Origin of the sequence: Aeromonas sp. A04 (assembly GCF_047780465.1) — a bacterium.
GTDB classification, from domain to species: domain Bacteria; phylum Pseudomonadota; class Gammaproteobacteria; order Enterobacterales; family Aeromonadaceae; genus Aeromonas; species Aeromonas bestiarum.
Genome location: NZ_JBLNHP010000001.1, coordinates 1,671,248 through 1,696,956 on the forward strand (window position 1 = coordinate 1,671,248; position 25,709 = coordinate 1,696,956).

Consider the following 25,709-nt stretch of genomic DNA (forward strand, 5'->3'; position numbering starts at 1 on the left):
TTGATTGGAAAACCTTGTTCGCCTATTCGTAGAGAAAGGATTTGTCCAGCTGCTTGAAGGCAGCATTGAGGGTATCGGCCAGCTCTTCGTAACGGGGCTGGGCCACCAGTTGGCGATGTCCGCCCTGCTCGTTCATCTTGCCGTTGATCTCGCGATACCAGTTGGCAAGGGAAGGAGGCAGGCGGGTATCGGCACGCTGCCCGAGCCAGTAATAGCCTTGCAGCGGCAGACTGAGCAGGAACAGCACAGAGGCCATGACCGAAGGCCAGTAGTGCAGCTCACCAAGCTGGAACTGCAGCATGACGCTGAGCACCGCCAGCGCCGGGATGATCTTGAGGGCGAATTCGGTGGCCTTGATCACCCGGTTCTCGGGAAACATGGAATTAAGCTCGGGACGGCGGGGCCAAAGGGTCATATAATGACGGCCTTGCTGTAATTTAGTTCCAAAAATGTTCATGCTCATGCTACCTCCGAGCTTTTTTTGAACGTATTAACGGCAAAACCTCGACTATATTTGATGTGCAATAACAAAGGTTGAGGATGACTTTGTTATTTTTCAACAATCGGGTTATCCTTTGTACGCCCAATTTTTGCGCCAACGGCCTGCCGTTGCGCTGTCAGGGACGTCTGGATTTCGGGTCTTGTATCACTATACAAGGGGCAAGCAACAGATTGCCAACCCTCATAAGGATAAGTTGAAAGTTTTTGGACGCAACGCGTCCAACGCATCCTCCTACACAACCCAATCTGCGATAGGATTTATTCATGAGTAAGCTGGTTCTTGTACTTAACTGTGGCAGCTCGTCCCTGAAGTTTGCTGTCATTGACGCAACCACCGGTGATGATCTGTTGTCCGGCCTGGCCGAGTGTTTCAACCTCGACGACGCCCGCATCAAGTGGAAACTGAATGGCGAGAAAGGCAGTGCCGATCTGGGCGCAGGTGCCGCTCACCAGGAAGCGCTGGACTACATCGTCAACAAGATCCTGCCGCTCAATCCGGAACTGTCCAAGAATCTGATCGCCATCGGTCACCGTGTTGTGCACGGTGGTGAGCGCTTCACCTCCTCCGTCGTGATCTGTGATGACGTGATCGCCGGCATCGAAGCCGCCGTACCGTACGCACCGCTGCACAACCCGGCTCACCTGATCGGTATCCGTGAAGCCCGTCGTATCTTCCCGGCCCTAGCCGACAAGAACGTGGCCGTGTTCGACACCGCCTTCCACCAGACCATGCCGGAAGAAGCCTTCCTGTACGCCCTGCCGTACAAGCTCTACAAAGAGAACGGCATCCGTCGCTACGGCGCGCACGGCACCAGCCATTACTACATCAGCCTGGAAGCAGCCAAGCAGCTGGACAAGCCGGTGGAAGAGCTGAACATAATCAACTGCCACCTAGGCAACGGCGGTTCCGTCTGTGCCATCAAGAACGGCAAATCCGTTGATACCTCCATGGGTCTGACCCCGCTGGAAGGCCTGGTCATGGGTACCCGCTCCGGCGATCTGGACCCGGCCATCATCTTCTTCCTGCACGACAAACTGGGCATGAGCGTGGCGGATATCAACACCATGCTGACCAAAGAGTCCGGTCTGCAGGGTCTGACCGAAGTCACTTCCGACTGCCGTTTCGTTGAAGACAACTACGACAGCAAAGAAGAAGCCAAGCGTGCCATGGACGTTTACTGCTATCGCCTGGCCAAGTATATCGGCGCCTACGCCGCCGCCATGGACGGTCGTCTGGATGCCGTGGTCTTCACCGGTGGTATCGGTGAAAACTCCGCCCCGATCCGTGAAATCACCCTGAACAAGCTGGGTCTGCTGGGCTTTGACGTCGATCACGACGCCAACCTGAAGGCTCGTTTTGGCAAGGGTGGCGAGATCACCAAGGCTGGTTCCACCAAGGCCCTGGTTATCCCGACCAACGAGGAGTGGGTCATTGCCCACGATGCGCTGGAACTGGTCGGCGCATAATTTCGCTGTAGAGCAAGGCCGCCCCAGGGCGGCCTTTTCCTGATCCCAAAAAATGAGCAAGGGGTATTAAGTGGCACGCACTATTATGCTTATCCCGGTCGGCACTGGTGTCGGCGTAACTTCCGTGAGTCTTGGCGTTGTCCGCGCCATGGAACGTCACGGTGTCAATGTCAGCTTCTTCAAACCGGTCGCCCAGCCGCGTCCGGGTGAAACCGGTACCGAGCGCTCCACCGCCGTGATCCGCGCCGCTGCCAACATCAACCCGCCCGAGCCGTTCGCCCTCTCCTACGCCGAGAACATGATCACCTCCAGCAACACAGATATCCTGCTGGAAGAGATCGTGGCCCGCTTCGAAGAGCACGTGAAGGCGAGCGGTGCCGAGGTGCTGGTCATCGAAGGCATGGTCCCGACCGACAAGCAGCCGTTTGCCAACAAGCTGAACTACGACGTCGCCAAGGCGCTGGATGCCGACATGGTGTTCGTGACCCACCCAGGCAACGACTCCAGCCAGAAGCTGAAAGAGCGCATCGAGCTGGCCTGCTCCAACTTCGGTGGCGTCAGCAACCCCCGTATCGTGGGTTGTGTCATCAACAAGGTTGGCGCTCCGGTTGACGAGCACGGCGTGACCCGCCCCGACCTGACCGAGATGTTCGAGGCGCACCACCACACCTCTGAAGCGGCTCACAATCTGGAAGTGCTGCAGGTGTTCGGCAAGAGCCCGCTGCGCATCCTGGGTTGCATCCCCTGGAATACCCAGCTGATCGCCCCGCGCGCCAAGGATCTCGCCAAGCATCTGGCCGCCAAGATCCTGCACAAGGGTGAGCTGGACAGCCGTCGCCTGCAGACCGTGACCTTCTGTGCCCGTTCCATCCACAACATGGTTGAGCACTTCCGTCCGGGCAGCCTGCTGGTCACCTCCGGCGACCGTTCCGACGTCATCGTCTCCGCCTGCCTGTCCGCCATGAACGGCGTCAAGCTGGGCGCCCTGCTGCTGACCGGCAACTACCATCCGGAACCGCAAGTGCTGGCCCTGTGCCAACAGGCCATGGCCACCGGCCTGCCGATCATGATCACAGGCACCAACACCTGGCAGACCGCCGTCAGCCTGCAGAACTTCAACGTCGACATTCCGGAAGATGACCGCGAGCGTATCGAACTGGTGCAGGACTATGTGGCTGGCCACATCGACAAGCACTGGATCGAGTCTCTCTCAGCCAAGTCCACCCGTTCCCGTCGTCTGAGCCCGCCGGCATTCCGTTATCAGCTGACCGAGCTGGCCCGTCAGGCCAACAAGCGCGTCGTGCTGCCGGAAGGCGAAGAGCCGCGGACCATCAAGGCTGCCGCCATCTGTGCCGAGCGTGGCATCGCCCGTCCGGTACTGCTGGGCAACCCGGAAGAGATCCGTCGCGTCGCCGAGCAGCAGGGCGTGGTGTTGACCGACCGTGTCGAGATCATAGATCCGCTGGAAGTGCGTGAGCGCTATGTGCCGCGTCTGGTCGAGCTGCGCAAGAACAAGGGCATGACCGAAGTGGTTGCCCGCGAACAGCTGGAAGACAACGTGGTGCTGGGCACCATGATGCTGGAGCGTGGCGAAGTGGACGGTCTGGTCTCTGGCGCGGTACACACCACCGCCAACACCATACGTCCGCCGATGCAGATCATCAAGACAGCCCCGGGCTCCTCGTTGATCTCCTCCATCTTCTTTATGCTGCTGCCTGATCAGGTGCTGGTGTACGGCGACTGCGCGATCAACCCGGATCCCACTGCCGAACAGCTGGCCGAGATCGCCATCCAGTCCGCCGACTCCGCTGCCGCTTTCGGCATAGAGCCGCGCGTCGCCATGATCTCCTACTCCACCGGTACCTCTGGCGCCGGTGCCGATGTAGAGAAAGTACGTGAAGCGACCGAGCTGGCCAAGGCCAAGCGCCCCGACCTCATCATCGACGGCCCGCTGCAGTACGATGCGGCCATCATGGAGAACGTGGCCAAGTCCAAGGCACCGAACTCACCGGTTGCCGGCAAGGCCACCGTGTTCGTGTTCCCGGACCTGAACACCGGCAACACCACCTACAAGGCGGTACAGCGCTCCGCTGACCTGGTCTCCATCGGCCCCATGCTGCAAGGCATGCGCAAGCCGGTCAACGACCTGTCTCGTGGCGCCCTGGTTGACGACATCGTCTACACCATAGCCCTGACCGGTATCCAGGCAGCTCAGGCCGAGTAATCGACCTTCAGCCGACCCTGTGAAAAACCCGCCGAGAGGCGGGTTTTTTTATGGCGGACGGGCGACATGTTGATCCGCAAGATCAAATCAGGATCCTGACCGGATCCCAACCCTCATCGCCAGCGCCTGCCTGGCAAGGGAGAGAGGATAAGCAAATACTCACACCCGCCAGAGTGGATTGCACAATTGCACCCCAGCAGAGATCAGATCCAAATACCCCTTTAAGATCAGCTAACTAACGCTAGACACACCGCTAATCTACAGAGTTTTCCACAGCTTTTGTGGATAGTTTACTGATCATTTGAAAGAAAATGACAGACTCGCACTTCCCCCTTGCTCACCTTGCGCCCATGAAAAAGGGCTCCGCAGAGCCCTTTTGGAATAACAGCCTCATCGGCGAAACAATCAGGGGCGCAGTGCCTTGTCGGCCCGGGAGATGCCACAAACCCCCGAGCGCACCACCTCGATGATCTCGTTGGTCTGGGCCGCAGTCTTGATGAAGGCATCCAGCTTCTCGCTGGTGCCCACCAGCTGTACCGTGTACTGCTCCGGAGTCACGTCGACGATCTGGCCACGGAAGATGTCCGCCAGCCGTTTCAGCTCGTCGCGAGCGCCACCGGCGGCACGCGCCTTGATCAGTGCTATCTCCCGCTCGATATGCTCACCCTCGCTGAGATCGCACACCTTGAGCACGTCCACCAGCTTGTGCAACTGCTTCTGGATCTGCTCCAGCACCCGCTCGTCGCCCATGGTCACTATGGTCATGCGGGACAGAGTAGGATCCTCGGTCGGTGCCACCGTCAGGGTCTCGATGTTGTAGCCGCGCTGGGAGAAGAGACCTACCACGCGACTCAGGGCGCCGGATTCGTTCTCCAGCAGTACTGAAATGATATGCCTCATCAGGTTCTCTCCGTCTTGCTCAGCCACATCTCGTCATTGATGGAACCAAACTTGAGGTCCCTGAGTACGACCGAAATAATATGTTCCATCGTCAGGTCCTCTCCGTCTTGCTCAGCCACATCTCGTCCATGGCGCCAAACTTGATCTGCATCGGGTAGACGTGCTCATCCGGATCGACCGAGATGTCCATGAACACCAGCCGATCCTTCATGGCGAAGGCCCTCTCCATGGCACTCTCGAGCTCCGCCGGATCGCTCACTGCGATGCCGACGTGGCCATAGGCCTCCGCCAGCTTGACGAAATCGGGCAGGGATTCCATGTAGGAGTGGCTGTGACGGCCGCCGTAGAACATCTTCTGCCACTGCTTGACCATGCCGAGGGCACGGTTGTTGATGGAGATGATCTTGATGGGCACACCGTACTGCAAACAGGTGGAGAGTTCCTGGATGTTCATCTGCACCGAGCCGTCACCGGTGACGCAGCAGACCACGGCATCCGGGTTGGCAAACTGGGCGCCCATGGCGGCCGGAATGCCGAAGCCCATGGTGCCGAGGCCACCGGAGTTGATCCACTGGCGCGGCTTGGCAAAGGGGTAGTAGAGCGCGGCAAACATCTGGTGCTGACCCACGTCGGAGGCGACGAAGGCCTCCCCCTTGGTCACCTTGTAAAGCGCCTCTATGACCTGCTGCGGCTTGATCAGGGTGGGATGGGTTTCATAGGCCAGACAGTTGCGGGAGCGCCACTGGGCGATCTGGCTCCACCAGTCCGCCAGCGCCTGCTTGTCGTTGTCGAAGCCACACTCGCGGATCACTTCCAGCATCTGCTCCAGCACGGTTTCCACCGAGCCGACGATGGGCACATGGGCCTGCACCGTCTTGGAGATGGAGGTAGGGTCTATGTCGATGTGAACTATGGTGGCGTTGGGACAGAACTTGGCCACGTTGTTGGTCACGCGGTCATCGAAGCGGGCACCCACGGCGAAGATGAGATCCGCGTTGTGCATTGTCTTGTTCGCTTCGAAAGTGCCGTGCATCCCCAGCATGCCGATGAATTGCGGATGAGTGCCGGAGAAGGCCCCCAACCCCATCAGGGTGGTGGTCACCGGCAGGTTCAAGAGCTCCGCCAGCTTGGTCACCAGATGATCCGCATTGGCATTGATGGCGCCGCCGCCCACGTACATGACGGGGCGCTGTGCCTCCACCAGCAACTTGGCGGCCCGCTTGATCTGGCCCTTGTGTCCGGCCTTGGTCGGATTGTAGGAGCGCAGCGAGACGGTCTCGGGATACTGGTAGGGAAATTTCTCTTTCGGGTTCTGCACATCTTTGGGCAGATCCACCACCACGGGCCCCGGGCGGCCACTGGCGGCTATGTAGTAGGCCTTCTTGATGGCCTCGGGGATCTCGCTCGCCTTCTTGCACAGGAAGCTGTGCTTCACCACAGGACGGGAGATGCCGATCATGTCGGTCTCCTGGAACGCATCCTCCCCGATCATGCTGGTCGGCACCTGGCCGGACAGGATCACCAGGGGGATGGAGTCCATGTAGGCGGTCGCGATCCCCGTGATGCAGTTGGTGGCGCCGGGACCCGAGGTCACCAGCACTGTGCCCACCTTGCCGGTGGAGCGGGCGTAACCGTCCGCCATGTGCACCGCGGCTTGCTCGTGCCGCACCAGGACATGCTCCATCTTGCCGTTTTCAAAGAGAGCGTCATAGATGTCGAGCACTGAGCCACCAGGGTAGCCGAAAACGTGCTCAACTCCCTGATCTTCCAGCGCTCTAACCACCATCTGGGCGCCTGATAACATCTCCATGATAAAGCCCTCCAGGCTTTGCTCCGTTAAGCGAAAGCTATCGACAGTCCGCTGCTTCCCGGCAGCGCCGGTCCGTGTTTTGTTGTTGTCTGAATACGGGCCAGGCGAGTTCGGTGCCGTCGATAGTAGAAAAATAGGTTTTTTCCATCATTCACCCGCAAAGCGGGTGAAAAACCAACTTAACCCGCTTGTGAACGCTTGTCCACGGCTTTGTCTGACCATAACAGTCATAAATTTCAAACAGCTATTAACATTCAGTGACTTGGTGAAACGGGTGGGAACAATGCGGGGAAGATGGGGGACTGGCTAGCGGATCATGCTGTCACAACGAGGCAATCTGGAAAAAAATAGCCCACCCCTTGGGGCGGGCCGTCGAGCAGAGCACAGACTTACTGTTCGTCTTCCGGCTCTGCCAGCCAGATCTGTTGATCCGGGTCCGTCTCTTCGCAGACAGAGATGCTGACCCCCATGTCCAGCAATTCATGCAGGGTCAGGTTATCTGCCAGGGTCATGGTGTCGCCGTTTTCATTGGTAAAGCGCATGGTGTCCGTCCTCTCCTTGGTGGGATCGCTTTCAGTCTAGTCAAAGGCGCTCACTTGCGATAACCAACTGCTGCTCAACGGGCATCCGCCTTCCAGCTCGCTCAAGCGATCACACACCTCTTCCGGAAACAGGGTGCGAGCCCACAACCGGCGCGAGAGCTCGGCCACGCTCTCCTTTGCCCCGTCCGCCAACCAGCCCGCCAGTTCGCCCGCCACATCGGGATAGAGGATCTGACCTGGGGCCGAGGCATCCAGCCAGGCCCGCACCGCATTGGCATCGAGTGCATCCATCAGCCGGGCCAGCCCCATCAGCTCCAGCGTCTTGGCGTTGGTCAGCTGCTCGAACTGTCCCCCCAGCGGCTTGACCAGCAGCTTCTTGCCGAGCGTCAGCGCCTCCGAGGCCAGTTCGAAACCACCGTTGGTGATGACGCCGCGACAGCCGGCCAGCACCTGCTTGAAACTTTCCCGCGCCTGCGGCTCGAACGCTATGTTGCGCCACTGGCTGGCACTGCGAATGGCCGGGTGAAAGCAGACGAAGCGCTGCTGGTTGAAGCGCGACAACAGGGCCGCGATAGCCTCGGTCTGCTCAAACGGCAGATAGACCAGGATCTGCTGATTGTCGTGGGCCTGGGCGATGGGATCTATGATGGGCGGCAGCAGCGGCTGGCCGAAGTGAAACCAGTGCAGTCCGAGGGACTGGCGGACCGGGGCGAAGTGGCGCATCAGCTGGCGGTTGAAGCCGCTCTCGCCCCAGCGCGGGATCGGCCAGTCGAAGCTGGCCTGATGGCTGATGGTGAGGCTCGGCTTGCCCCAGCGACGGGCGGCATGGGCACTGAGTGGTTCGAAGTCGCTGATCACCAGGTCGTAATCGCGGCAATCCAGGGCCCGCATGTCCCGCAAGAAGCGCAGCGGCGAGAGCCCCTTGAGGGTACGCCAGCCCGAGATCGCCCCCTCGTGGCTGACGAAGGTGATGCCGGCAAAGGTGCGATAATCGCCAAACTCGGCCATCTCGAAATAACCGTCGGCGGGGCGACCGCTGAACAGGTAGTCGACCTCAAGCCCACGAGCGCGCAGCGCCCGAGCCAGGGTGCGACTGCGGCTGATGTGACCGTTGCCTGTGCCCTGTACCCCGAACAGTATCCTCATCCCTGACTCCAGCTGAGCGCCAGCAGGGCGCAGCCACCACCGAGCAGGGCACCGGCCACCAGATCGCTCAGGTAGTGCACCCCGAGCAACAGGCGTGACGCCCCCACCAGTGCGGCCCAGGCAAACAGCAGGGGCGCCCAGAGCGGAAAGCTGGCAGCCAGCACGGTCGCCATCAGGAAGGCGGCTGCGGTATGGCCGGAGGGCAAACTATAGCGATCGGAAGGGGTGATGAAGACCGGCAGGCCTGCCGGACGCTGGCGTTTCAGCGCGTTCTTGAGCAGCAGATAGAGCGGCAGTTCGATGGCGAAGGCAAGCAGGGCCACCCCCACCAGCTCACGCTCCGCCTCCCCCTGCCACCAGAGCAGGGCTGCCAGCACGGCGTAGAGCGGGCCATCACCGGTGCGGGAGATGAGTCGGCTGATCCTGGCCTGCGGCCGGTTGTAGGCGTGGAGCAGGCAGATGCGGCACACCTGCAGGTCCCATTGCTGGATCTTGTTCATAACCCCTCCTTCCCTGAAGTCTCAGTGCAGACTAGGGCGGCGAGGTGACACTTGGTTGACGGTCAGATAACAGATTGATGAAAAAAAGGGCCGAATGGCCCTTTTTTACGACAAGCGCGGCAAATGATCAGTTCAGGGTGCCGCGCAGACCACTCTCCATCAGCCGGCAGTTGTGATCCGCCAGACGGGCCATGAAGTGCTCGTCCACTGTCAGGCCAAACACCTGCTCGTAGAGATCCTTCATCACGAATGGTTGCCACATCATGCTGAGGAAGGAGATCTTCAGCATCTCGGGATCCAGGTTGTCACCCAGTTCACCGTTGTTCTTCATGGACTCCAGCAAGGCATCGAACTGGGGCAGTTGACGCTCCAGCAGACGATTCAGCACAAAATCCCGACCCGGGCTCTTCTCGGTCGATAATGCGCTGGAGATGGCTGAGGTCAGTTCGCTGTTGGGGGCCATCACCTGATAGTAGGTGTTGAGCAGATCATTGAGGCTGCGATTGCCGGTCTCATCATGCCAGGCCTGGTCCAGCGGCTCGGCGACATCGCCCAGCACCGCCTTGTAGAGGCCCTCTTTACTGCCGAAGTAGTAATGGATCATCGCCAGATTGGAGCCAGCCAGCTCGGCGATCTCGCGGGTAGTGACCTTGCTGTAGGGCGTATTGAGAAAACGCTCACGAGCAGCGGAAAGCAACTTGTCACGAATGTCAGAACGCCCGACCGGACGACCAGGTCTACGTTTTTCCATTGAATACCTCAGATAATTCAGCAAAAACTGATAAGTCGATCTGATTGCGCAGGTGATCGAGTACAGCAGGAATGACCAGATAATCGGGCAAGGGCCGAATATGGGACAAGTAAATTTGCACTCCTTTACAATCCGATTAAATAAACCAGCGGATTGAACCTGTGAGTTCGGGTTGACACAGCATAAAAATCTCGATATTGGTAAAAGCGTTATCGACTGGAAGGATTGACTCATCATGCCTATTGCCGCTCCGCTACTACTACTCTCCCTAATCGCGACCAGTCGCGCGGGATCCTTGTAGCCGGGCTCAGGCATAGCCGGAATTTACAAAAACCCGTGCACCCTGCACGGGTTTTTTTATGCCGCCGCAGGATGCACGTCACCGAACTTAGGAAGAGGGAAGTCACATGTCAGATAGGGTCATCATATTCGACACCACCTTGCGTGATGGTGAGCAGGCCCTGGCGGCCAGTTTGACAGTCAAGGAGAAGCTGCAGATAGCCCAGGCGCTGGAGCGGCTCGGTGTCGACATCATGGAGGTGGGATTCCCTGTCTCCTCCCCCGGTGATTTTCAATCGGTGCAGACCATAGCCCGCCACATCAAGAACAGCCGGGTCTGCGCCCTGGCCCGCGCCCTGCCCAAGGATATAGACGCCGCCGGCGAAGCCCTGCGGGTCGCAGAGGCCTTTCGCATCCACACCTTCATCTCCACCTCCTCCATCCACGTGGAGAGCAAGCTCAAGAAGAGCTTCGAGGATGTGCTGGAGATGGGCATCAGCGCCATCAAGCATGCCCGCCGCTACACAGACGATGTGGAATTCTCCTGCGAGGATGCGGGGCGCACCCCGATTGATAATCTCTGCCGCATGGTCGAGGCCGCCATCAAGGCGGGCGCCCGCACCATCAATATCCCGGATACCGTGGGCTATACGGTACCGACCGAGTTCTCCGGCATCATCCAGACCCTGTTCAACCGGGTACCCAACATAGATCAGGCCATCATCTCGGTGCACTGCCACGACGATCTCGGCCTCTCGGTGGCCAACTCCATCGGCGCCGTGCAGATGGGAGCCCGCCAGATCGAGTGCACCATCAACGGCATAGGTGAGCGGGCAGGCAACTGCTCGCTCGAAGAGGTGGCCATGATACTGAAAACCCGCGCCGATCTGCTCGGGGTGCACACCAACATCCGCCACAGTGAAATTCATCGCACCAGCGCCCTGGTCAGCCAGCTCTGCAACATGCCGGTGCAGCCCAACAAGGCCATCGTCGGCGCCAACGCCTTCTCCCACAGCTCCGGCATACACCAGGACGGCGTGCTCAAGGCGAAAAACACCTATGAAATCATCACCCCCGAGAGCATCGGCCTGACCCAGAACAACCTCAACATGACCTCCCGCTCCGGCCGCCACGTCATCAAGCACAGAATGGAGTCCATGGGCTACGCCGAGAGCAGTTACGATCTCGACGACCTCTACGGCAAGTTCCTGACCCTGGCCGACAAGAAGGGGCAGGTATTCGACTATGACCTCGAAGCGCTGGCCTTCTTCAGCCAGATCCACGAAGAGCCCGAGCACTTCAAGCTGGAGTATCTCGGGGTCCAGAGCGGCAGCTCTGTGATGGCCACCGCCTCGGTGAAATTGAAGGTGGGCCAGGAGACCATCAGTGAAGCGGCCACCGGCAATGGCCCTGTAGACGCCGTCTACCAGTGCATCAATCGCATCACAGGCTACGAGATCCGCATCGACAAATACGAGCTCAAGGGCAAGGGCGAAGGCAAGAACGCCCTCGGCCAGGTCGATATCGTCGCCGAATACAAGGGCCGCAAATTCCACGGCATGGGCCTGGCCACCGACATCATAGAGTCCTCGGCCCAGGCGTTGATCCACGTGATCAACAGCATCTGGCGCGCCGATCAGGTGGCTGAACAGATGGAACGCAACGTCACAAAAACAGACAAGATCAATACGGAGAGTGTGTGAGTATGAGCAGTTATCGGATCGCAGTGTTGCCGGGTGACGGCATAGGCCCGGAAGTGATGGCCGAGGCCGTCAAGGTGCTGGAAAAAGTGCAGGCCAGATTCGGCTTCGCCCTCGACTATGATCGCCACGACGTCGGCGGCATCGCCATCGACAACCACGGCACCCCGCTGCCACAAAGCACCGTCAAGGGCTGTGAAGCGGCCGATGCCGTGCTGTTCGGCTCGGTGGGCGGCCCCAAGTGGGAGCACCTGCCACCGAACGATCAGCCGGAGCGCGGCGCCCTGCTGCCCCTGCGTGCCCACTTCAAGCTGTTCTGCAACCTGCGTCCGGCCCGCATCTACACAGGTCTGGAGCAATTCTCCCCGCTGCGCGCCGACATCTCGGATCGCGGCTTTGACATCGCCTGCGTGCGCGAACTGACCGGCGGCATCTACTTCGGCCAGCCCAAGGGGCGTGAAGGGGAAGGCGCCACCGAGAAGGCATTCGACACCGAGGTGTACCATCGCTTCGAGATAGAGCGCATCGCCAAGATTGCCTTCGAATCGGCCCGGGTACGCCGCAGCAAAGTGACCTCCATCGACAAGGCCAACGTGCTCGCCTCCTCCATCCTGTGGCGTGAGGTGGTCAGCGAGGTCGCCAAGTCCTACCCGGACGTGGCGCTGAACCACATGTACATAGACAACGCCACCATGCAGCTCATCAAGGATCCGTCCCAGTTCGACGTGCTGCTCTGCTCCAACCTGTTCGGCGACATCCTCTCCGACGAGTGCGCCATGATCACCGGCTCCATGGGGCTGCTCCCCTCCGCCAGTCTCAACGAAGCGGGCTTCGGCCTGTTCGAGCCGGCCGGTGGCTCGGCGCCGGACATCGCAGGCAAGGGCATTGCCAACCCCATAGCCCAGATCCTCTCCGCCGCCCTGATGCTGCGCTACAGCCTGGGACAGGAAACCGCCGCCCAGGCCATAGAACAGGCCGTGGCCCAGACTCTGGCAGAGGGTTACTTCACCGCCGACCTGCATCAGGCGAGTGCACAGCACCCGGTGCAGAGCACGTCCGAGATGGGCAGCCAGATCGCCGCCCGGATCTGAGCCGCACAACAGATAACAAGGAAGAGAGAAGCAATGGCCAAGACCCTCTATCAGAAAGTATTCGACGCCCATGTGGTGCGTGAAGTGGCAGGCGAAACACCGCTCATCTACATCGATCGTCACCTGGTGCACGAAGTGACCAGCCCGCAGGCGTTCGACGGCCTGCGCGCCATGAAGCGCCCGCTGCGTCGCCCGGATCTGACCTGGGCCACCATGGATCACAACGTCTCCACCACCACCAAGGACATAGCCGCCTCCGGCGAGATGGCCCGCATCCAGATGGAGACGCTCGCCGACAACTGCAAAGAATTCGGCGTCCGGCTCTACGATCTGAACCACAAATACCAAGGCATAGTCCACGTGATGGGCCCCGAGCTCGGCATCACCTTGCCCGGCACCACCATAGTCTGCGGCGACTCCCACACCGCCACCCACGGCGCCTTCGGCTCGCTGGCCTTCGGCATCGGCACTTCCGAAGTGGAGCACGTAATGGCGACCCAGACCCTGAAACAGGGCCGGGCCAAGACCATGCGCATCAGCGTCAACGGCAAACTGAGCGATGGCATCAGCGCCAAGGACGTGGTGCTGGCCATCATAGGCAAGGTCGGCCATGCCGGTGGTACCGGTTACGTGGTGGAGTTCGCTGGCGAGGCCATTGCGGGCCTCTCCATGGAAGGGCGCATGACGGTGTGCAACATGGCCATCGAGCTGGGTGCCAAAGCGGGCATGATAGCCCCCGACCAGATCACCATCGACTATATCCGTGGCAAGGAGTTCGCCCCCAAGGGCGAGTCACTGGAACAGGCCATCGCCTACTGGCAGAGCCTCAAGAGCGACGAAGGCGCCCGCTTCGATGCCGAAGTGGTGCTCGACGCCGCCGACATAGCGCCGCAGGTGACCTGGGGCACCAACCCGGGCCAGGTGATCGCCGTCAATGAGCCTATCCCTGCACCGGAATCCTTCGCCGATCCGATGGAGCAGCAGTCCGCCCGCAAGGCGCTGGCCTACATGGACTTGCAGCCGGGCCAGAAGCTCACCGATGTCGCCATCGACAAGGTGTTCATCGGTTCCTGCACCAACAGCCGCATCGAGGATCTGCGCGCCGCCGCCGCCATCGCCCGTGGCCGCAAGGTGGCCGCCGGGGTACAGGCGCTGGTAGTGCCAGGCTCAGAGCAGGTCAAGGCCCAGGCCGAGGCCGAGGGACTGGACAAGATCTTCCTCGACGCAGGCTTCGAGTGGCGCCTGCCCGGCTGCTCCATGTGTCTGGCCATGAACAACGACCGGCTGCAACCGGGGGAGCGCTGCGCCTCCACCAGCAACCGCAACTTCGAAGGGCGCCAGGGCCGTGCCGGCCGCACCCATCTGGTGAGCCCGGCCATGGCCGCCGCCGCCGCCGTCACCGGTCACTTTGCCGATATTCGCGCGCTGTAATTACGAGGAGAACGAGATGACAGGCTTCAAACAGCATAAAGGGATCGTCGTCCCCCTCGACAGCGTCAACGTCGACACCGACGCCATCATTCCCAAGCAGTTCCTGCAGAAGGTGAACCGCATCGGTTTTGGCAAGCACCTGTTCCACGATTGGCGCTTCCTGGACGATGCCGGCCAGCAGCCCAACCCCGAGTTTGTGCTGAACCAGCCGCGCTATGCCGGCGCCAGCATCTTGCTGGCACGGGAGAACTTCGGTTGCGGCTCGAGCCGCGAGCACGCCCCCTGGGCGCTGGCGGATTACGGCTTCAAGACCATTATCGCCCCGAGTTTCGCCGACATCTTCTATGGCAACGCCATCAACAACGGTCTGGTGCCGGTGCGTCTGAAAGAGGAAGAGGTTGAGGCGCTGTTCCAGCTGGTTGCCGCCCACCCCGGCCTGCAGATCGAGGTGGATCTGGAGGCCAACCGGGTGCGTGCCGGTGAGCTCAGCTTCGGCTTCGAGATCGACGAGTTTCGCCGCTACTGCCTGCTCAACGGGCTGGACGCCATCGGCCTGACCCTGCAGCACGAGGCGGCCATCAGCGCCTTCGAAGCCAAGCAACCGAGCTGGATCTGAGCGGCCCCCTCACAAGCTCAAGGCCGCCCTCGGCGCCTTCGAGACTGTGCAAGAGAGCCGAGCTGGATTTGACGCGCCAGCGGCAATAAAACGAGTAGAATCAACAGGGAGCCTTGGCTCCCTGTTTTATTGTCCGGCCACGCCGCCCACCATGCATGGCTGGCCATCACGGCGCCACAGAGAGGAAACCTTGATGAAGAGAACGAGTGGCATCCTCCTGCTCTGCAGCCTGTGGTTCACGCTTCCGGCCAGCGCCGGGCAGACCTATTTCAACAGCCACGGCGGTCAGCTCAACGTCGGCTGGCAGGACAAGGATGGCAAGGCGCAGCAGCTCACCTACCGGCTGAAGTCGGGCAAGTTGCCGCCGCTTATCGCCTATAGACCCGCGCGCATGCAGGAGGAGGTGTTGCAGAGCCTGTTGCAACAGGCCGCTACCGAATTCCCCGCCGTGCAGATCGCCCTCTCCCGTCCCGACATGGAGCTCAAGATCAAGGGGCGCCAGCCCGACCAGGTCAACAAGGCACTGGCCTGGCTCACACAGCAACGTGACAAGCTGGAATCCGAGTGGCTCAAGCAGTACTACTTCCAGCCCTTCACCCCGCCCGATGGCGTGCCCGCCATCAAGCAGGATCATGTGCGCATTGCGCTGGAGAGCCGGACCGAGCTGGCCCCGCTGGCCGATCAGCTCAAACAGACGGGCACCACAGAGACGGAGGCCCGTCAGAAGACGGTGGCCCATATGCTCGGCTTCATCCAGGCCATCCCCTATCAGCTGCTCGACAGCCAGTCGGGGCGCTCGGGCAAGGGCTTCCTCAGCCCGCGTCAGGTGCTGGAGCAGAACCGGGGGGATTGCGACAGCAAGGTGACCCTGATGGCAGCCATGCTGGCCCAGCTCTTTCCCGAGCTGAAACAGGCCATGGTGTTCGTGCCGGGGCATGCCCTGCTGGGGGTAGCACTGCTGGCCAAGCCGGGTGAGGCGACCCTGAGCTGGGAGGGCGAAACCTACCTGCTGATGGAGCCGACCGGCCCGGGTCAGTTTGCCATGGGCCGGATCGCATCGACCAGCCAGACGCTGGTTGATAGCAAGCAGTTGAGCGTGCAGCCGGTGCAGGCCAGGGAGTGACACTCAGGCCAAATACCAAAGCCCAAAATGGCACAAGCCAGCGAACTGCTGGCCTGTGGTAGACGGTGGGTTCTGTTGTTGGCTCAGGCCTGGGATTGAAACTCGATGGCCAGCAGCAGGCCCTCTTCCTCTTCCAGCACCCGAATGATGCGGGCCTGGGCCTCGAACGGCGGCAGCAGGTTGTTGTTGGTGGCCAGGCTAACCCGGATGGGCTGACTCACATCGAGCCGATGCTCGGCGACGGCGATCCCCATGCCATTGGCGCTGAGATCCCGACAGATCCCCTCCAGCACCTGCTGTTGCTGGACGACGGTGACGGGGGCGTTGATTATCATGCGCTGGAAGGCGCGTCTTTCCTTGGTACTGGTGATCACGCGAACATCCTCTGTTGTGCTGACGCCATCTCGGTGGCCCGCAGGAACAATTGTGCTGGCCTCCCCCCAAGAACGTTAATACAATGCGGTTCGTTTCTCAAACGGGGTGCGGTTTACCGCTGAGATTATACCCGTGTACCTGATCCAGATAATGCTGGCGGAGGAATTTGAGGCATGGCGCTCATTTTTTGCGCCCTCATCCGCTGGCACCTCATCATTAACAGGGAGTGCCACTTGATGAAAACCCTGCTGCTGGTTGCCACCAGCCTGCTCAGTACCCAGGCCTTCGCGGCCGACACCCTCACCGTCTATACCTACAGCTCCTTCACCGCCGAGTGGGGACCCGGTCCCAAGATCAAGCAGACGTTCGAGAAAGAGTGCGGTTGCAACCTCAACCTTGTGGCGCTGGAAGATGGCGTCGCCATCCTCAACCGGCTGCGGCTGGAAGGCAAGCACAGCAAGGCCGATCTGGTGCTGGGGCTGGATGATGCCCTGATCAGCGAAGCCAAGCAGAGCGGCCTGTTCGCCCCGCACACCACCAGACTGGATGGCATCAAGGTGCCGGGCGGCTGGCAGGATGACACCTTCGTCCCCTATGACTACGGCTACTTCGCCTTCGTCTACAACAAGGACAAACTCAAAGCGCCCCCCAAGAGCCTGAAAGAGCTGGTAGAACGCCCGGATCTCAAGGTGATCTATCAGGATCCGCGCACCTCTACGCCGGGTCAGGGGCTGATGCTGTGGATGAAGTCGGTCTACGGGGATGAGGCGCCGGCAGCCTGGGCAGAGCTTGCCAAGAAGACGGTCACTGTCACCAAGGGCTGGTCCGAAGCCTATGGCATGTTCCTCGATGGGGAAGCGGACATGGTGCTCTCCTACACCAGCTCCCCCGCCTATCACCTGATCGCCGAGAACAAGCCCCAGTATCAGGCCGCCGCCTTCGAGGAGGGTCACTACCGTCAGGTGGAAGTGGCCGCCAAGCTGAAAAGCGCCAAACAGGGCAAGCTGGCCGACCAGTTTCTGCAGTTCATGATAAGCCCCGCCTTCCAGCAGGAGATCCCTGCCGGCAACTGGATGTATCCGGTAACAGATGCGCCGCTGCCCAAGGGCTTCGAACAGATGATCACAGTCAGCAAGCCGCTGAGTTTCACCAGCGATGAAGTGGCAGCCAATCGCAAAAACTGGATCCGCGAGTGGCTGCAAGCCGTCACCCAGTGAGCCGTCTCTTCGTAAAACCACAGGTTCGCCCCCTCTGGTGGCTGCCGGGTAGCGCAGCCACCCTGTTAATCCTGCTGTTATCCTTAGGGCCGCTCGTCGCCCTGCTGTGGCAGGCCGGTTCGCTGGCCCCCCGCACCCTGCTGGCCGATCCCTATCTGCGCCATGTGCTGGGCTTCAGCCTGGGGCAGGCGCTGCTCTCCACCCTGCTGAGCCTGGGGCTCGCCATTCCGGTGGCAAGAGCGTTGGCGCGGCGCCGCTTCATAGGTCGACGCCTGCTGCTCAAGCTGTTTGGCCTCTCGCTGGTGCTGCCGGTCATCATCGCCATCTTCGGCATAGTGGCGGTGCACGGCAAACAGGGCTGGCTGTCGCAGTTGCTGCGCGGCCTGGGGCTGGATCCTGGCAACTACCTGTACGGCCTGTTCGGCATACTGCTGGCCCACATCTTCTTCAACATGCCGCTGGCGGCGCGCCTCATGCTGCAGAGCATAGAGAGCATCCCCGAATCGAGCTGGCGTCTCGCCAGTCAGCTGGGCATGCGCTCTTCCCATATTTTCCGGCTGCTGGAGTGGCCGCTCCTTCGCGGCATACTGCCGGGACTTGCCAGCCTCATCTTCATGCTCTGCTTCACCAGCTTCACCACTGTGCTGGCGCTCGGCGGTGGCCCCAGGTCCACCACGCTGGAGGTGGCCGTCTACCAGGCGCTGCGCTTTGATTTTGACCTCGCCACCGCCGGCGGCCTGGCGCTGGTACAGCTGATCCTGACCGCTACCCTGCTCCTGCTGCAATACAAGCTGCAGACCACGCCGGCCAGCCGGATCAGCAGCCATCGCCCCTGTCTACGACCGGATCGCCATCAGCCGGGGGCAGGCCTGGTAGATGCAGTGGCGCTCTGCACCGGGCTCGCCGTCTTCCTGCCCCCGCAGCTTGCGATCCTGGTGGCCGGTTTCAATCCCGGCCTGCTGACGGCGCTGGCCTCGGCGCAGCTGTGGCAGGCCAGCGGCCAGTCGCTGCTGATCGCGCTGGCGGCGGGAACCCTTGCCACCCTGCTTGGCAGCGGTCTGCTGCTCACCAGCCGTCATCTCAAGGTGCGCACCCGTCAGCGGCGGGCCGCCGCCATGTGGGAGGCCAGCGGCTCCATGATCCTGATGATACCGGCGGTCGTGCTGAGCACAGGCCTCTTCATCATGTTCATGCCCTTTACCGATGTGTTCGCACTGGGGCCCTGGCTGGTGGTACTGGTCAACGCCCTGATGGCGTTGCCCTATGTGTTGCGCACCCTCTCAGCTCCCATGCAACTGGTGGTGCGCCAGTACGATAGACTGGCCGACAGCCTGGGGGTGCGCGGGCTGCATCGCCTGCGGCTGGTGGAGTGGCCCCTGCTGCGCCGCCCGCTGGCACTGGCCATGGCGCTCTCCATGATCCTCTCGCTCGGGGATCTCGGTGCCATCGCCATGTTTGGCAGCCAGGAGCTCACCACCCTGCCCTGGCTGCTCTATCAGCAGCTCGGCAGTTACCGGCTGACCGAGGCGGCCGCCACCGCCCTGCTGCTGCTCATTCTCTGTTTTTCCCTGTTCTGGCTGGTAGAACGCGGGCTTGGAGGAAAAAATGCTGAACATTGATGGGCTGGTCACCAGCTACCCCGATTGGCGAGTCAGCTTCAGCGCGACCCTGCCCAAGGGAGAGATCACAGCGCTGATAGGGCCAAGCGGAGCGGGCAAGTCCACCCTGCTCGGCATGATCGCCGGTTTCGTGCCGGTGGAGTCCGGCACCCTCAGTTTCGATGGGGAAGATCTGCTGCCGCTGGGACCTGCCGAGCGGCCGGTCACCACCCTGTTTCAGGATCACAACCTGTTCCTGCACCTGTCGGTGTTCGACAACATCGCCATCGGTCTGCATCCGGGCCTGCGTCTGAGCCCGGCTCAGCGGACACAGGTGAAACAGGCCGCAGAGCGGGTCGGCCTTGGCGACATGCTGGCGCGACTGCCGGAGCAGCTCTCCGGCGGCCAGCAGCAGCGGGTCGGGCTGGCGCGAGCCCTGGTGCGTGGCAAGCCCTTGTTACTGCTGGATGAGCCTTTCTCGGCGCTCGATCCCGCCCTGCGCCGGGAGATGCTGGCAGAGGTAGCCCGCCTCGCCTGCGAGCAGGGCATCACAGTGCTGATGGTCTCTCACAACCCGGAGGATGCCCAGCTCATCGCCGACCAGGTGCTCTTCATCGACGAGGGGCGCATCGCCCTGCAAGGCAAACCCGACATACTGCAAAACAGCGATCACCCCGGCCTGCTGCGCTACCTTGGGCACACGCAAGGGTCATGACCGGCGACGGGATCAAAAAAGGGGAAGCCGCTTGGCTTCCCCTTTTTCATATGAAGATAGTCAGTCAAATCAGAGATTTTCCTCGGCGAAGGAGGCGAGCTTGCTGCGCACCACCCCGTTCAGGAAGATGTTGGCACTGCCGTCGAAATCCTTGAAACGCTCGACTATGTAGGTCAGACCCGAGGTCACAGGGCTCAGGTAGTTGGAGTCGATCTGGGCCAGGTTGCCGGAGCAGACGATCTTGGTGCCCTCGCCGCAACGGGTGATGATGGTCTTGATCTGGGACGCGGTCAGGTTCTGGCACTCGTCCAGCAGCACGAAGGTGTTCTGGATGCTGCGCCCGCGCATGAAGTTGACCGATTTGAACTGGATGTTGGCTTTCTCCATGATGTAGCTCAGCGAGCCGCTCATGTTCTCGTCCTGCTTGTGCAGCACCTCCAGGGTATCTGTCACCGCCGCCAGCCAGGGCATCATCTTCTCTTCTTCGGTGCCGGGCAGGAAGCCTATGCTCTCGGCGATTTCCGGGGTGTTGCGGGTGACGATGACTTTCTCGTAAATCCCCTTCTCAATCACCAGTTCCAGTGCCGCCGCCATGGCCAGCAAGGTCTTGCCGCAACCGGCCGGGCCGGTCAGGATCACCAGATCGATGTGCGGATCGAGCAGGGCATCCAGCGCCATGCCCTGATAGACGTTCTTGGGATGGACACCCCAGGCCTTGCGCGACATCAACCGCTCGCGGCCCAGATCCTTGATGCGGATCTTGTGGCCATCGTTGCTCAATACCCTGGCGGCGAAGAAGTTCTCCTCGTCGAGCAGGTACTGGTTGACGTGCACCCCCTCCAGCAAGTTCGAGTCGATCACATGGACGGTATCGCGGCCATGGGTCTCGCTGTCACACTCGCCGACCCGCTCCCAGAAGCTGCCGGGCACCACCTGAAAGCCTTTGGCCAGCAGACGGATATCGTCGATCAGCTGGTCGCTACGGTAATCTTCGACGTGCGCCAACCCGGCCCCCTTGGCCTTGAGGCGCATGTTGATGTCCTTGGTGACCAGCACCACCTGGCGTTTCATCTCATGCTTTTGCAGATAGAGGGCCGCGTTGATGATGCGGTTGTCGGCCTCCTTGTCGGTGAACACCTCGGCATCCTGGGGCAGATGGTGGTCACTGAAGATACAGATATTGCCGCTCGCCTCACCCGCCAGCGGTACGCCCTGGGTGATCTGCTCCGGCGTTGCATCGCGGAACACGTCTTCCAGCGCACGAATGGCCACCCGCGCATCGCGGCTGACATCCTTGTGGCGATCCTTGATGTTGTCGAGCTCTTCCAGCACCGTCATGGGGATGAGCACGTCGTGCTCTTTGAAGGAGTAGATGGCGAGGGGTTCGTGAAGCAGAACGTTGGTATCCAGGATAAACAGCTTTCGGTCCGTATTGTCCATAAGCATCCTCCTTGGCACTGAAGGTGCCACGTGTGTGAATCTCAGATGTCATTGAAACCACACGAGCGTGACAGTTTTATTACCCCCAACGCTACGCTCGATTTTACCATCACGCAACAAATCGCTTGAGCGGCAGGATCGTTCGAACAGAAAAGCAGCAATAAAAAAGACCGGCTCTGTGGCCGGTCTTGTTCAAGTGCTCGGTGGCTTGTCAGCCACACTTGGAGTCACCGCAGTTGAGACAGGTCATGCAGCCATCCTTTTGCACCAGCGCCTTGGTATTGCACTTGTAGCAGAGTGCCGCACTGACCGGGAAACCACTGCCGGCCTGCTGTTCTTCTGCCTGCTGCCGGACCTGCAGTTCGGCCTGTTTCTCGGCCAGAAACGCCTGCTGATGCTCATCCAGCCCCGGCAGCGTGATCATGCCGATCTCGGTGAGATGGGTCTCGATCACGTTGCCAATTTCGGCGATCAGGGAGGGAACATACTTTCCCTTGTTCCAATAGCCGCCCTTGGGATCGAACACGGATCTCAGCTCCTCCACCAGGAAGGTGACATCCCCCCCCTTGCGGAACACGGCAGAGATGATGCGGGTCAGCGCCACTATCCACTGGTAGTGTTCCAGACTCTTGGAGTTGATGAAGATCTCGAACGGGCGGCGGGTCTCGTGAACCGTGCCCTCGTTGAGAATGATGTCGTTGATGGTGATGAACAGCGAGTGCTCGGAGACATGCTCCGGCGTCTTCAGCTTGTAGGTGGTGCCCATCAGCCGCTCCGGGCGCAGCACGGTTTCGTGCATGTGCACCACGTCATCCTGCGGGGCCAGATCTTCCTGCGGCTCATCCCGGGTTTTCACCTTGTAGGCGACGATTTTCTTGTCGATCTTCTTGACCATAATCTGTTCTCAGAATTTACCGTAATAGCCTTCTTTCAAGGCGTCATAAAGGTTGGCGGCGGTATGCAGCTCGCCATCGTATTCGATCTCTTCGTTCCCCTTGACGGAGATGACGGAGCCATCCTCCAGAGTGAACTCGTACTGAGTGTTCTCCAGATCCTTCTCCTTCACCAGCACGCCCTGGAAGGCCTCAGGGTTGAAGCGGAAGGTGGTGCAGCCCTTGAGCCCCGAGTCCGAGGCATACATGTAGATGTCCTTGAACTGCTCGAACGGGAAATCGGTCGGCACGTTGGCCGTCTTGGAGATGGAGGAATCAATCCAGCGCTGGGCCGCGGCCTGAATGTCCACGTGCTGGGCCGGACTGATGTCGTCGGCCGTGATGAAGTAGTCAGGCAGGCGGCTGGCGTCATCTTCGGTGTAGGGCATCGCTGCCGGGTTCACCAGCTCGCGGTAGGCGAGCAGCTCGAACGAGTAGACATCCACACTCTCCTTGCTCTTCTTGCCCGGCTTGATGACATTGCGGCTGTAGTGATGGGCAAAGCTCGGCTCGATACCGTTGCTGGCGTTGTTGGCCAGCGACAGGGAGATGGTGCCGGTCGGCGCTATGCTGCTGTGGTGGGTGAAGCGACCACCCACCTCGGCCAGTTCGGCCACCAGAGCGGGATCCACCTCGGCCACCTGCTGCATGTAGCGGCTGTAGCGCGCATGCAGCACCTTGCCCTTCACCTTGTCACCCAGCTTGATGCCATCGGCCGCCATCTCGGGGCGCAGTCGCAGCATCTTGCCGGTCACCTCGAACTCCTGCTCCATGATGGGAGCCGAGCCCTTCTCCCTGGCCAGACGCAGGGACTCCTGCCAGCCGGTCATGGCCAGCTCCTGGGATACCTGCTCGGTGAAGGCGACGGAAGCCGCAGAACCATATTTTATCTGCAGCATGGTGAGGGTCGAGCCGAGGCCGAGGAAGCCCATGCCGTGACGGCGCTTGGCTGTGATCTCCTCGCGCTGCCTGGGCAAAGGCAGCTGGTTGATCTCCACCACGTTGTCCAGCATGCGGGTGAAGATGGCCACCACCTTGCGAAACGCCTGCCAGTCGAAGGCAGCCCGCTCGGTGAAGGGCTCCCGCACAAACTTGGTCAGATTGACTGAGCCCAGCAGACAGGCGCCATAAGGGGGCAAGGGCTGTTCACCGCAGGGGTTGGTGGCGCGGATCTCTTCGCAGAACCAGTTGTTGTTCATCTGGTTGACCTTGTCGATCAGGATGAAACCGGGCTCCGCATAGTCATAGGTGGAGCTCATGATGACGTTCCACAGCTTGCGGGCAGGCAGGGTCTTGTAGATCTTGCAGGCCACCTGCCCCAGCGCGTTGATGACCACCCCTTCCTTGTTGGGCCAGTCGGCCCAGAACACCACTTCGGGATCGCCCAGCGCAATACCATCCTGCTCCACCTCTTTGGCCGTGTAGGGGAAGATCAGCTGCCAGGGGGCATCCTCCTTCACCGCCTTGACAAAATCTTCGGTGATGAGCAGGGAGAGGTTGAACTGACGCAAGCGGCCATCTTCGCGCTTGGCCTGGATGAATTCGATCACATCGGGATGACGGATATCCATGGTGCCCATCTGGGCGCCACGGCGACCGCCGGCTGACGAGACGGTGAAACACATCTTGTCATAGATATCCATGAAGGAGAGCGGGCCCGAGGTATAGGCACCGGCACCCGAGACGAAGGCACCGCGCGGGCGCAGGGTCGAGAAATCATAACCAATGCCGCAGCCCGCCTTCAGTGTCAGGCCGGCCTCGTGCACCTTGCCGAGAATGTCATCCATCGAATCTTCGATGGTGCCGGAGACGGTGCAGTTGATGGTCGAGGTCGCTGGCTTGTGCTCGAAGGCACCCGCATTGGAGGTGATGCGACCCGCCGGGATGGCACCGTTGCGCAGCGCCCACAGGAAGGGCTCATACCAAGCATCAGGCTCCAATTCCTGCTCGGCCAGGGCGCGGGCAACCCGCTGGTAGGTCTCGTCGATGGAGCCATCTATAGGGGCCCCATCCTTGCTCTTGAGACGATACTTGCTGTCCCAGATCTCGAGGGACGTTTCCTGCAGGGGGATGAGGCGGGAGCCGAGTTCACTCTCCTGCACCGGGTTGGATCTAGCCATTTTCAATCAACCTTATGTGAATGCATCAACGTCATGACAGCGACAAAAAACACAACCAATAGTGACACCTATAAAAAATAACACAATATATAGTACATCTACTGCCATGAGGGCGCCGATTCTATCCTAAAAAAATGCCCCGGCCAGCAGGTTTCTGGGCCGAGGCATTTAACTGATTCATTTCCTGAAAGATTTAGCGATCAGGAAGCACTCAGGGCTTCTTGACGTACACAGTCGGCGTCTCGCCAGCCATATTCAGATAGAACTCATAGACCCCATCCGCATCCGGCGAGAACTTCATGTCCTCATACTTGGAGCAGGGGTTGACCGGCACGGCTTCCCCACCCAGCACGGCGACACCGTCACTCGGGCTCTTGTAACCGAAGTTGGTGCCACAGCTCCAGCCGGAGTCGGCAAACTTGAATTTGTAGGGGGCCCACTCTTTCTTGAGCGTGCCTTTGGCCATGTAGAGCTTGTCAGCGACCTTGACCACCTTGCTCGCATCGGTTGCCATCCAATCGTTCATCTCCCCACGCAGGTAGATGGACTTGCCACCGAAATCGCTGTTGTCTGCCGCCTGTTCTGCACCACCATGGGATGCGCAACCGCCTAATACCAGGGTTCCCGCCGCCAGCATCATCGTTACTGTTCTTTTGAACATGTGTCCATTCCTCAAATTATTGTGATTCCTTGGCCCATCGAACGTGAGCAGACGAATTAAAGCAGAGCGGGCATCACAAGAAAGGTAGAGGCATCACATTCTGTGCTTTTTATATTCAGACAAGCGACATGGACGGGGGATATATAACGCTGGATGGCGCAGCCATCCGGAACAGAGCGGGGGAGAAATGAACAGATAAGGGAGAGGCAGAAGGCAAGCATCACCTGGCCATTGCAACCCGGCGCTTGAATATCAGGCAATAAAAAAGCCCGCTCATCTGAGCGGGCTTTCAATGTTGGGTGCCTGGCAGTGTCCTACTCTCGCATGGCGAATGCCACACTACCATCGGCGCTACCGCGTTTCACTTCTGAGTTCGGCATGGGATCAGGTGGTTCCACGGCGCTATGGCCGCCAGGCAAAATCTTAATCTGGAAAGCTGACGTGAGTAACGACTGATTGGCTATTGCCTGGTCGCTATCACTGAATTAGGTAAGTAGTCTCGCACTTGCTACAAGTCTCAGAACACTTCTTGGGTGTTGTATGGTTAAGCCTCACGGGTAATTAGTATGG

At 60.3% G+C, this 25,709-nt stretch carries 22 protein-coding genes, 1 rRNA gene and 1 riboswitch; of the genes, 10 read left to right on the forward strand and 13 right to left on the reverse strand.

All coding sequences use genetic code 11. From position 1 onward, the window contains the following. Nucleotides 1-22 precede the first annotated feature (22 nt). Complete coding sequence (gene yfbV, locus ACM3N8_RS07655) at nt 23-463, reverse strand: terminus macrodomain insulation protein YfbV (protein ID WP_290019600.1); 441 nt, start codon at nt 461-463, stop codon at nt 23-25. A gap of 302 nt (nt 464-765) precedes the next feature. Here yfbV and ACM3N8_RS07660 point away from each other — a divergent pair, with 302 nt between their 5' ends. Together ACM3N8_RS07660 and pta are read left to right on the forward strand one after the other, a co-directional pair. Then, nucleotides 766-1,968, forward strand: a complete 1,203-nt coding sequence (locus ACM3N8_RS07660) for an acetate kinase (protein ID WP_043556015.1) — start codon at nt 766-768, stop codon at nt 1,966-1,968. A gap of 70 nt (nt 1,969-2,038) precedes the next feature. Then, nucleotides 2,039-4,192: a phosphate acetyltransferase gene (gene pta / locus ACM3N8_RS07665; RefSeq protein WP_043141774.1), complete on the forward strand. Its 2,154-nt coding sequence runs from the start codon at nt 2,039-2,041 to the stop codon at nt 4,190-4,192. A gap of 405 nt (nt 4,193-4,597) precedes the next feature. Here pta and ilvN read toward each other — a convergent pair whose 3' ends face one another. From ilvN to ACM3N8_RS07695, 6 genes are all read right to left on the reverse strand, one after another. Beyond that, on the reverse strand, nt 4,598-5,092 hold the full coding sequence (ilvN, locus tag ACM3N8_RS07670) for an acetolactate synthase small subunit (protein ID WP_040097800.1): 495 nt from the start codon (nt 5,090-5,092) through the stop codon (nt 4,598-4,600). Between the two features lie 91 nt (nt 5,093-5,183). Then, a complete protein-coding gene (locus ACM3N8_RS07675) occupies nt 5,184-6,902 on the reverse strand; it encodes an acetolactate synthase 3 large subunit (protein ID WP_043141768.1) in 1,719 nt (572 codons plus the stop codon). A 389-nt stretch (nt 6,903-7,291) separates the two neighbouring features. After that, complete coding sequence (locus tag ACM3N8_RS07680; protein WP_010673158.1) at nt 7,292-7,444, reverse strand: hypothetical protein; 153 nt, start codon at nt 7,442-7,444, stop codon at nt 7,292-7,294. Between the two features lie 36 nt (nt 7,445-7,480). Then, nucleotides 7,481-8,590, reverse strand: a complete 1,110-nt coding sequence (locus ACM3N8_RS07685) for an MJ1255/VC2487 family glycosyltransferase (RefSeq protein ID WP_043141766.1) — start codon at nt 8,588-8,590, stop codon at nt 7,481-7,483. Next, entirely contained in the window at nt 8,587-9,090 is a 504-nt protein-coding gene (locus ACM3N8_RS07690; RefSeq protein WP_043125038.1) for a phosphatase PAP2 family protein, read from the reverse strand. The genes ACM3N8_RS07685 and ACM3N8_RS07690 overlap by 4 nt, the downstream gene beginning before the upstream one ends. A gap of 127 nt (nt 9,091-9,217) precedes the next feature. Next, on the reverse strand, nt 9,218-9,841 hold the full coding sequence (locus ACM3N8_RS07695; RefSeq protein ID WP_042865668.1) for a TetR/AcrR family transcriptional regulator: 624 nt from the start codon (nt 9,839-9,841) through the stop codon (nt 9,218-9,220). Nucleotides 9,842-10,248: 407 nt separating this feature from the next. Here ACM3N8_RS07695 and leuA point away from each other — a divergent pair, with 407 nt between their 5' ends. From leuA to ACM3N8_RS07720, 5 genes are all read left to right on the forward strand, one after another. Next, a complete protein-coding gene (leuA, locus tag ACM3N8_RS07700; protein ID WP_241325508.1) occupies nt 10,249-11,823 on the forward strand; it encodes a 2-isopropylmalate synthase in 1,575 nt (524 codons plus the stop codon). Between the two features lie 2 nt (nt 11,824-11,825). Further along, nucleotides 11,826-12,911, forward strand: a complete 1,086-nt coding sequence (gene leuB / locus ACM3N8_RS07705; RefSeq protein ID WP_290019624.1) for a 3-isopropylmalate dehydrogenase — start codon at nt 11,826-11,828, stop codon at nt 12,909-12,911. Nucleotides 12,912-12,944: 33 nt separating this feature from the next. Continuing rightward, on the forward strand, nt 12,945-14,342 hold the full coding sequence (leuC, locus tag ACM3N8_RS07710; protein WP_290019599.1) for a 3-isopropylmalate dehydratase large subunit: 1,398 nt from the start codon (nt 12,945-12,947) through the stop codon (nt 14,340-14,342). A 16-nt stretch (nt 14,343-14,358) separates the two neighbouring features. Continuing rightward, on the forward strand, nt 14,359-14,958 hold the full coding sequence (leuD, locus tag ACM3N8_RS07715; protein WP_290019598.1) for a 3-isopropylmalate dehydratase small subunit: 600 nt from the start codon (nt 14,359-14,361) through the stop codon (nt 14,956-14,958). A gap of 193 nt (nt 14,959-15,151) precedes the next feature. Beyond that, nucleotides 15,152-16,081: a transglutaminase domain-containing protein gene (locus ACM3N8_RS07720; protein ID WP_290019597.1), complete on the forward strand. Its 930-nt coding sequence runs from the start codon at nt 15,152-15,154 to the stop codon at nt 16,079-16,081. An 83-nt stretch (nt 16,082-16,164) separates the two neighbouring features. Here ACM3N8_RS07720 and ACM3N8_RS07725 read toward each other — a convergent pair whose 3' ends face one another. After that, nucleotides 16,165-16,455, reverse strand: a complete 291-nt coding sequence (locus tag ACM3N8_RS07725; protein ID WP_043141746.1) for a PilZ domain-containing protein — start codon at nt 16,453-16,455, stop codon at nt 16,165-16,167. A gap of 92 nt (nt 16,456-16,547) precedes the next feature. Beyond that, nucleotides 16,548-16,638, forward strand: a riboswitch (TPP riboswitch). 54 nt (nt 16,639-16,692) lie between these two features. Between ACM3N8_RS07725 and thiB the strand changes: the two genes are divergently transcribed. Genes thiB through thiQ form a run of 3 tightly spaced genes read left to right on the forward strand, consistent with a single transcriptional unit; the run spans nt 16,693 to nt 19,986 of the window. Continuing rightward, nucleotides 16,693-17,673, forward strand: a complete 981-nt coding sequence (gene thiB / locus ACM3N8_RS07730) for a thiamine ABC transporter substrate binding subunit (protein WP_290019596.1) — start codon at nt 16,693-16,695, stop codon at nt 17,671-17,673. Beyond that, complete coding sequence (thiP, locus tag ACM3N8_RS07735) at nt 17,670-19,292, forward strand: thiamine/thiamine pyrophosphate ABC transporter permease (protein ID WP_290019623.1); 1,623 nt, start codon at nt 17,670-17,672, stop codon at nt 19,290-19,292. Before thiB ends, thiP begins: the two co-directional genes overlap by 4 nt. Then, on the forward strand, nt 19,279-19,986 hold the full coding sequence (thiQ, locus tag ACM3N8_RS07740; RefSeq protein WP_290019595.1) for a thiamine ABC transporter ATP-binding protein: 708 nt from the start codon (nt 19,279-19,281) through the stop codon (nt 19,984-19,986). The genes thiP and thiQ overlap by 14 nt, the downstream gene beginning before the upstream one ends. A gap of 69 nt (nt 19,987-20,055) precedes the next feature. Here thiQ and ACM3N8_RS07745 read toward each other — a convergent pair whose 3' ends face one another. The 5 genes from ACM3N8_RS07745 to rrf all read right to left on the reverse strand — a co-directional run bounded on the left by ACM3N8_RS07745 (nt 20,056) and on the right by rrf (nt 25,555). Then, complete coding sequence (locus ACM3N8_RS07745) at nt 20,056-21,426, reverse strand: PhoH family protein (protein WP_043556002.1); 1,371 nt, start codon at nt 21,424-21,426, stop codon at nt 20,056-20,058. Nucleotides 21,427-21,637: 211 nt separating this feature from the next. After that, nucleotides 21,638-22,321 (reverse strand): NrdJb, encoded by a 684-nt coding sequence (locus tag ACM3N8_RS07750; protein ID WP_274453498.1) that lies wholly within the window; start codon nt 22,319-22,321, stop codon nt 21,638-21,640. Between the two features lie 9 nt (nt 22,322-22,330). Further along, nucleotides 22,331-24,478, reverse strand: coding sequence for an adenosylcobalamin-dependent ribonucleoside-diphosphate reductase (locus tag ACM3N8_RS07755; protein WP_290019594.1), 2,148 nt, complete (start codon nt 24,476-24,478; stop codon nt 22,331-22,333). A 211-nt stretch (nt 24,479-24,689) separates the two neighbouring features. Next, the gene (locus ACM3N8_RS07760; protein ID WP_043141731.1) at nt 24,690-25,139 is read right to left on the reverse strand and encodes a pullulanase; all 450 of its coding nucleotides are present in this window, start codon (nt 25,137-25,139) and stop codon (nt 24,690-24,692) included. Nucleotides 25,140-25,440: 301 nt separating this feature from the next. Further along, nucleotides 25,441-25,555 (reverse strand): 5S ribosomal RNA (gene rrf / locus ACM3N8_RS07765). Nucleotides 25,556-25,709 lie beyond the last annotated feature (154 nt).

What these genes read in the sequence shown, in the direction of transcription:
- yfbV (WP_290019600.1), bottom strand. Translation starts at nt 463, where the DNA reads ATGAGCATGAACATTTTTGGAACTAAATTACAGCAAGGCCGTCATTAT.
- ACM3N8_RS07660 (WP_043556015.1), top strand. Translation starts at nt 766, where the DNA reads ATGAGTAAGCTGGTTCTTGTACTTAACTGTGGCAGCTCGTCCCTGAAG.
- ilvN (WP_040097800.1), bottom strand. Translation starts at nt 5,092, where the DNA reads ATGAGGCATATCATTTCAGTACTGCTGGAGAACGAATCCGGCGCCCTG.
- ACM3N8_RS07675 (WP_043141768.1), bottom strand. Translation starts at nt 6,902, where the DNA reads ATGGAGATGTTATCAGGCGCCCAGATGGTGGTTAGAGCGCTGGAAGAT.
- ACM3N8_RS07680 (WP_010673158.1), bottom strand. Translation starts at nt 7,444, where the DNA reads ATGCGCTTTACCAATGAAAACGGCGACACCATGACCCTGGCAGATAAC.
- ACM3N8_RS07685 (WP_043141766.1), bottom strand. Translation starts at nt 8,590, where the DNA reads ATGAGGATACTGTTCGGGGTACAGGGCACAGGCAACGGTCACATCAGC.
- ACM3N8_RS07690 (WP_043125038.1), bottom strand. Translation starts at nt 9,090, where the DNA reads ATGAACAAGATCCAGCAATGGGACCTGCAGGTGTGCCGCATCTGCCTG.
- ACM3N8_RS07695 (WP_042865668.1), bottom strand. Translation starts at nt 9,841, where the DNA reads ATGGAAAAACGTAGACCTGGTCGTCCGGTCGGGCGTTCTGACATTCGT.
- leuA (WP_241325508.1), top strand. Translation starts at nt 10,249, where the DNA reads ATGTCAGATAGGGTCATCATATTCGACACCACCTTGCGTGATGGTGAG.
- leuB (WP_290019624.1), top strand. Translation starts at nt 11,826, where the DNA reads ATGAGCAGTTATCGGATCGCAGTGTTGCCGGGTGACGGCATAGGCCCG.
- leuC (WP_290019599.1), top strand. Translation starts at nt 12,945, where the DNA reads ATGGCCAAGACCCTCTATCAGAAAGTATTCGACGCCCATGTGGTGCGT.
- leuD (WP_290019598.1), top strand. Translation starts at nt 14,359, where the DNA reads ATGACAGGCTTCAAACAGCATAAAGGGATCGTCGTCCCCCTCGACAGC.
- ACM3N8_RS07720 (WP_290019597.1), top strand. Translation starts at nt 15,152, where the DNA reads ATGAAGAGAACGAGTGGCATCCTCCTGCTCTGCAGCCTGTGGTTCACG.
- thiB (WP_290019596.1), top strand. Translation starts at nt 16,693, where the DNA reads ATGAAAACCCTGCTGCTGGTTGCCACCAGCCTGCTCAGTACCCAGGCC.
- thiQ (WP_290019595.1), top strand. Translation starts at nt 19,279, where the DNA reads ATGCTGAACATTGATGGGCTGGTCACCAGCTACCCCGATTGGCGAGTC.
- ACM3N8_RS07745 (WP_043556002.1), bottom strand. Translation starts at nt 21,426, where the DNA reads ATGGACAATACGGACCGAAAGCTGTTTATCCTGGATACCAACGTTCTG.
- ACM3N8_RS07750 (WP_274453498.1), bottom strand. Translation starts at nt 22,321, where the DNA reads ATGGTCAAGAAGATCGACAAGAAAATCGTCGCCTACAAGGTGAAAACC.
- ACM3N8_RS07755 (WP_290019594.1), bottom strand. Translation starts at nt 24,478, where the DNA reads ATGGCTAGATCCAACCCGGTGCAGGAGAGTGAACTCGGCTCCCGCCTC.
- ACM3N8_RS07760 (WP_043141731.1), bottom strand. Translation starts at nt 25,139, where the DNA reads ATGTTCAAAAGAACAGTAACGATGATGCTGGCGGCGGGAACCCTGGTA.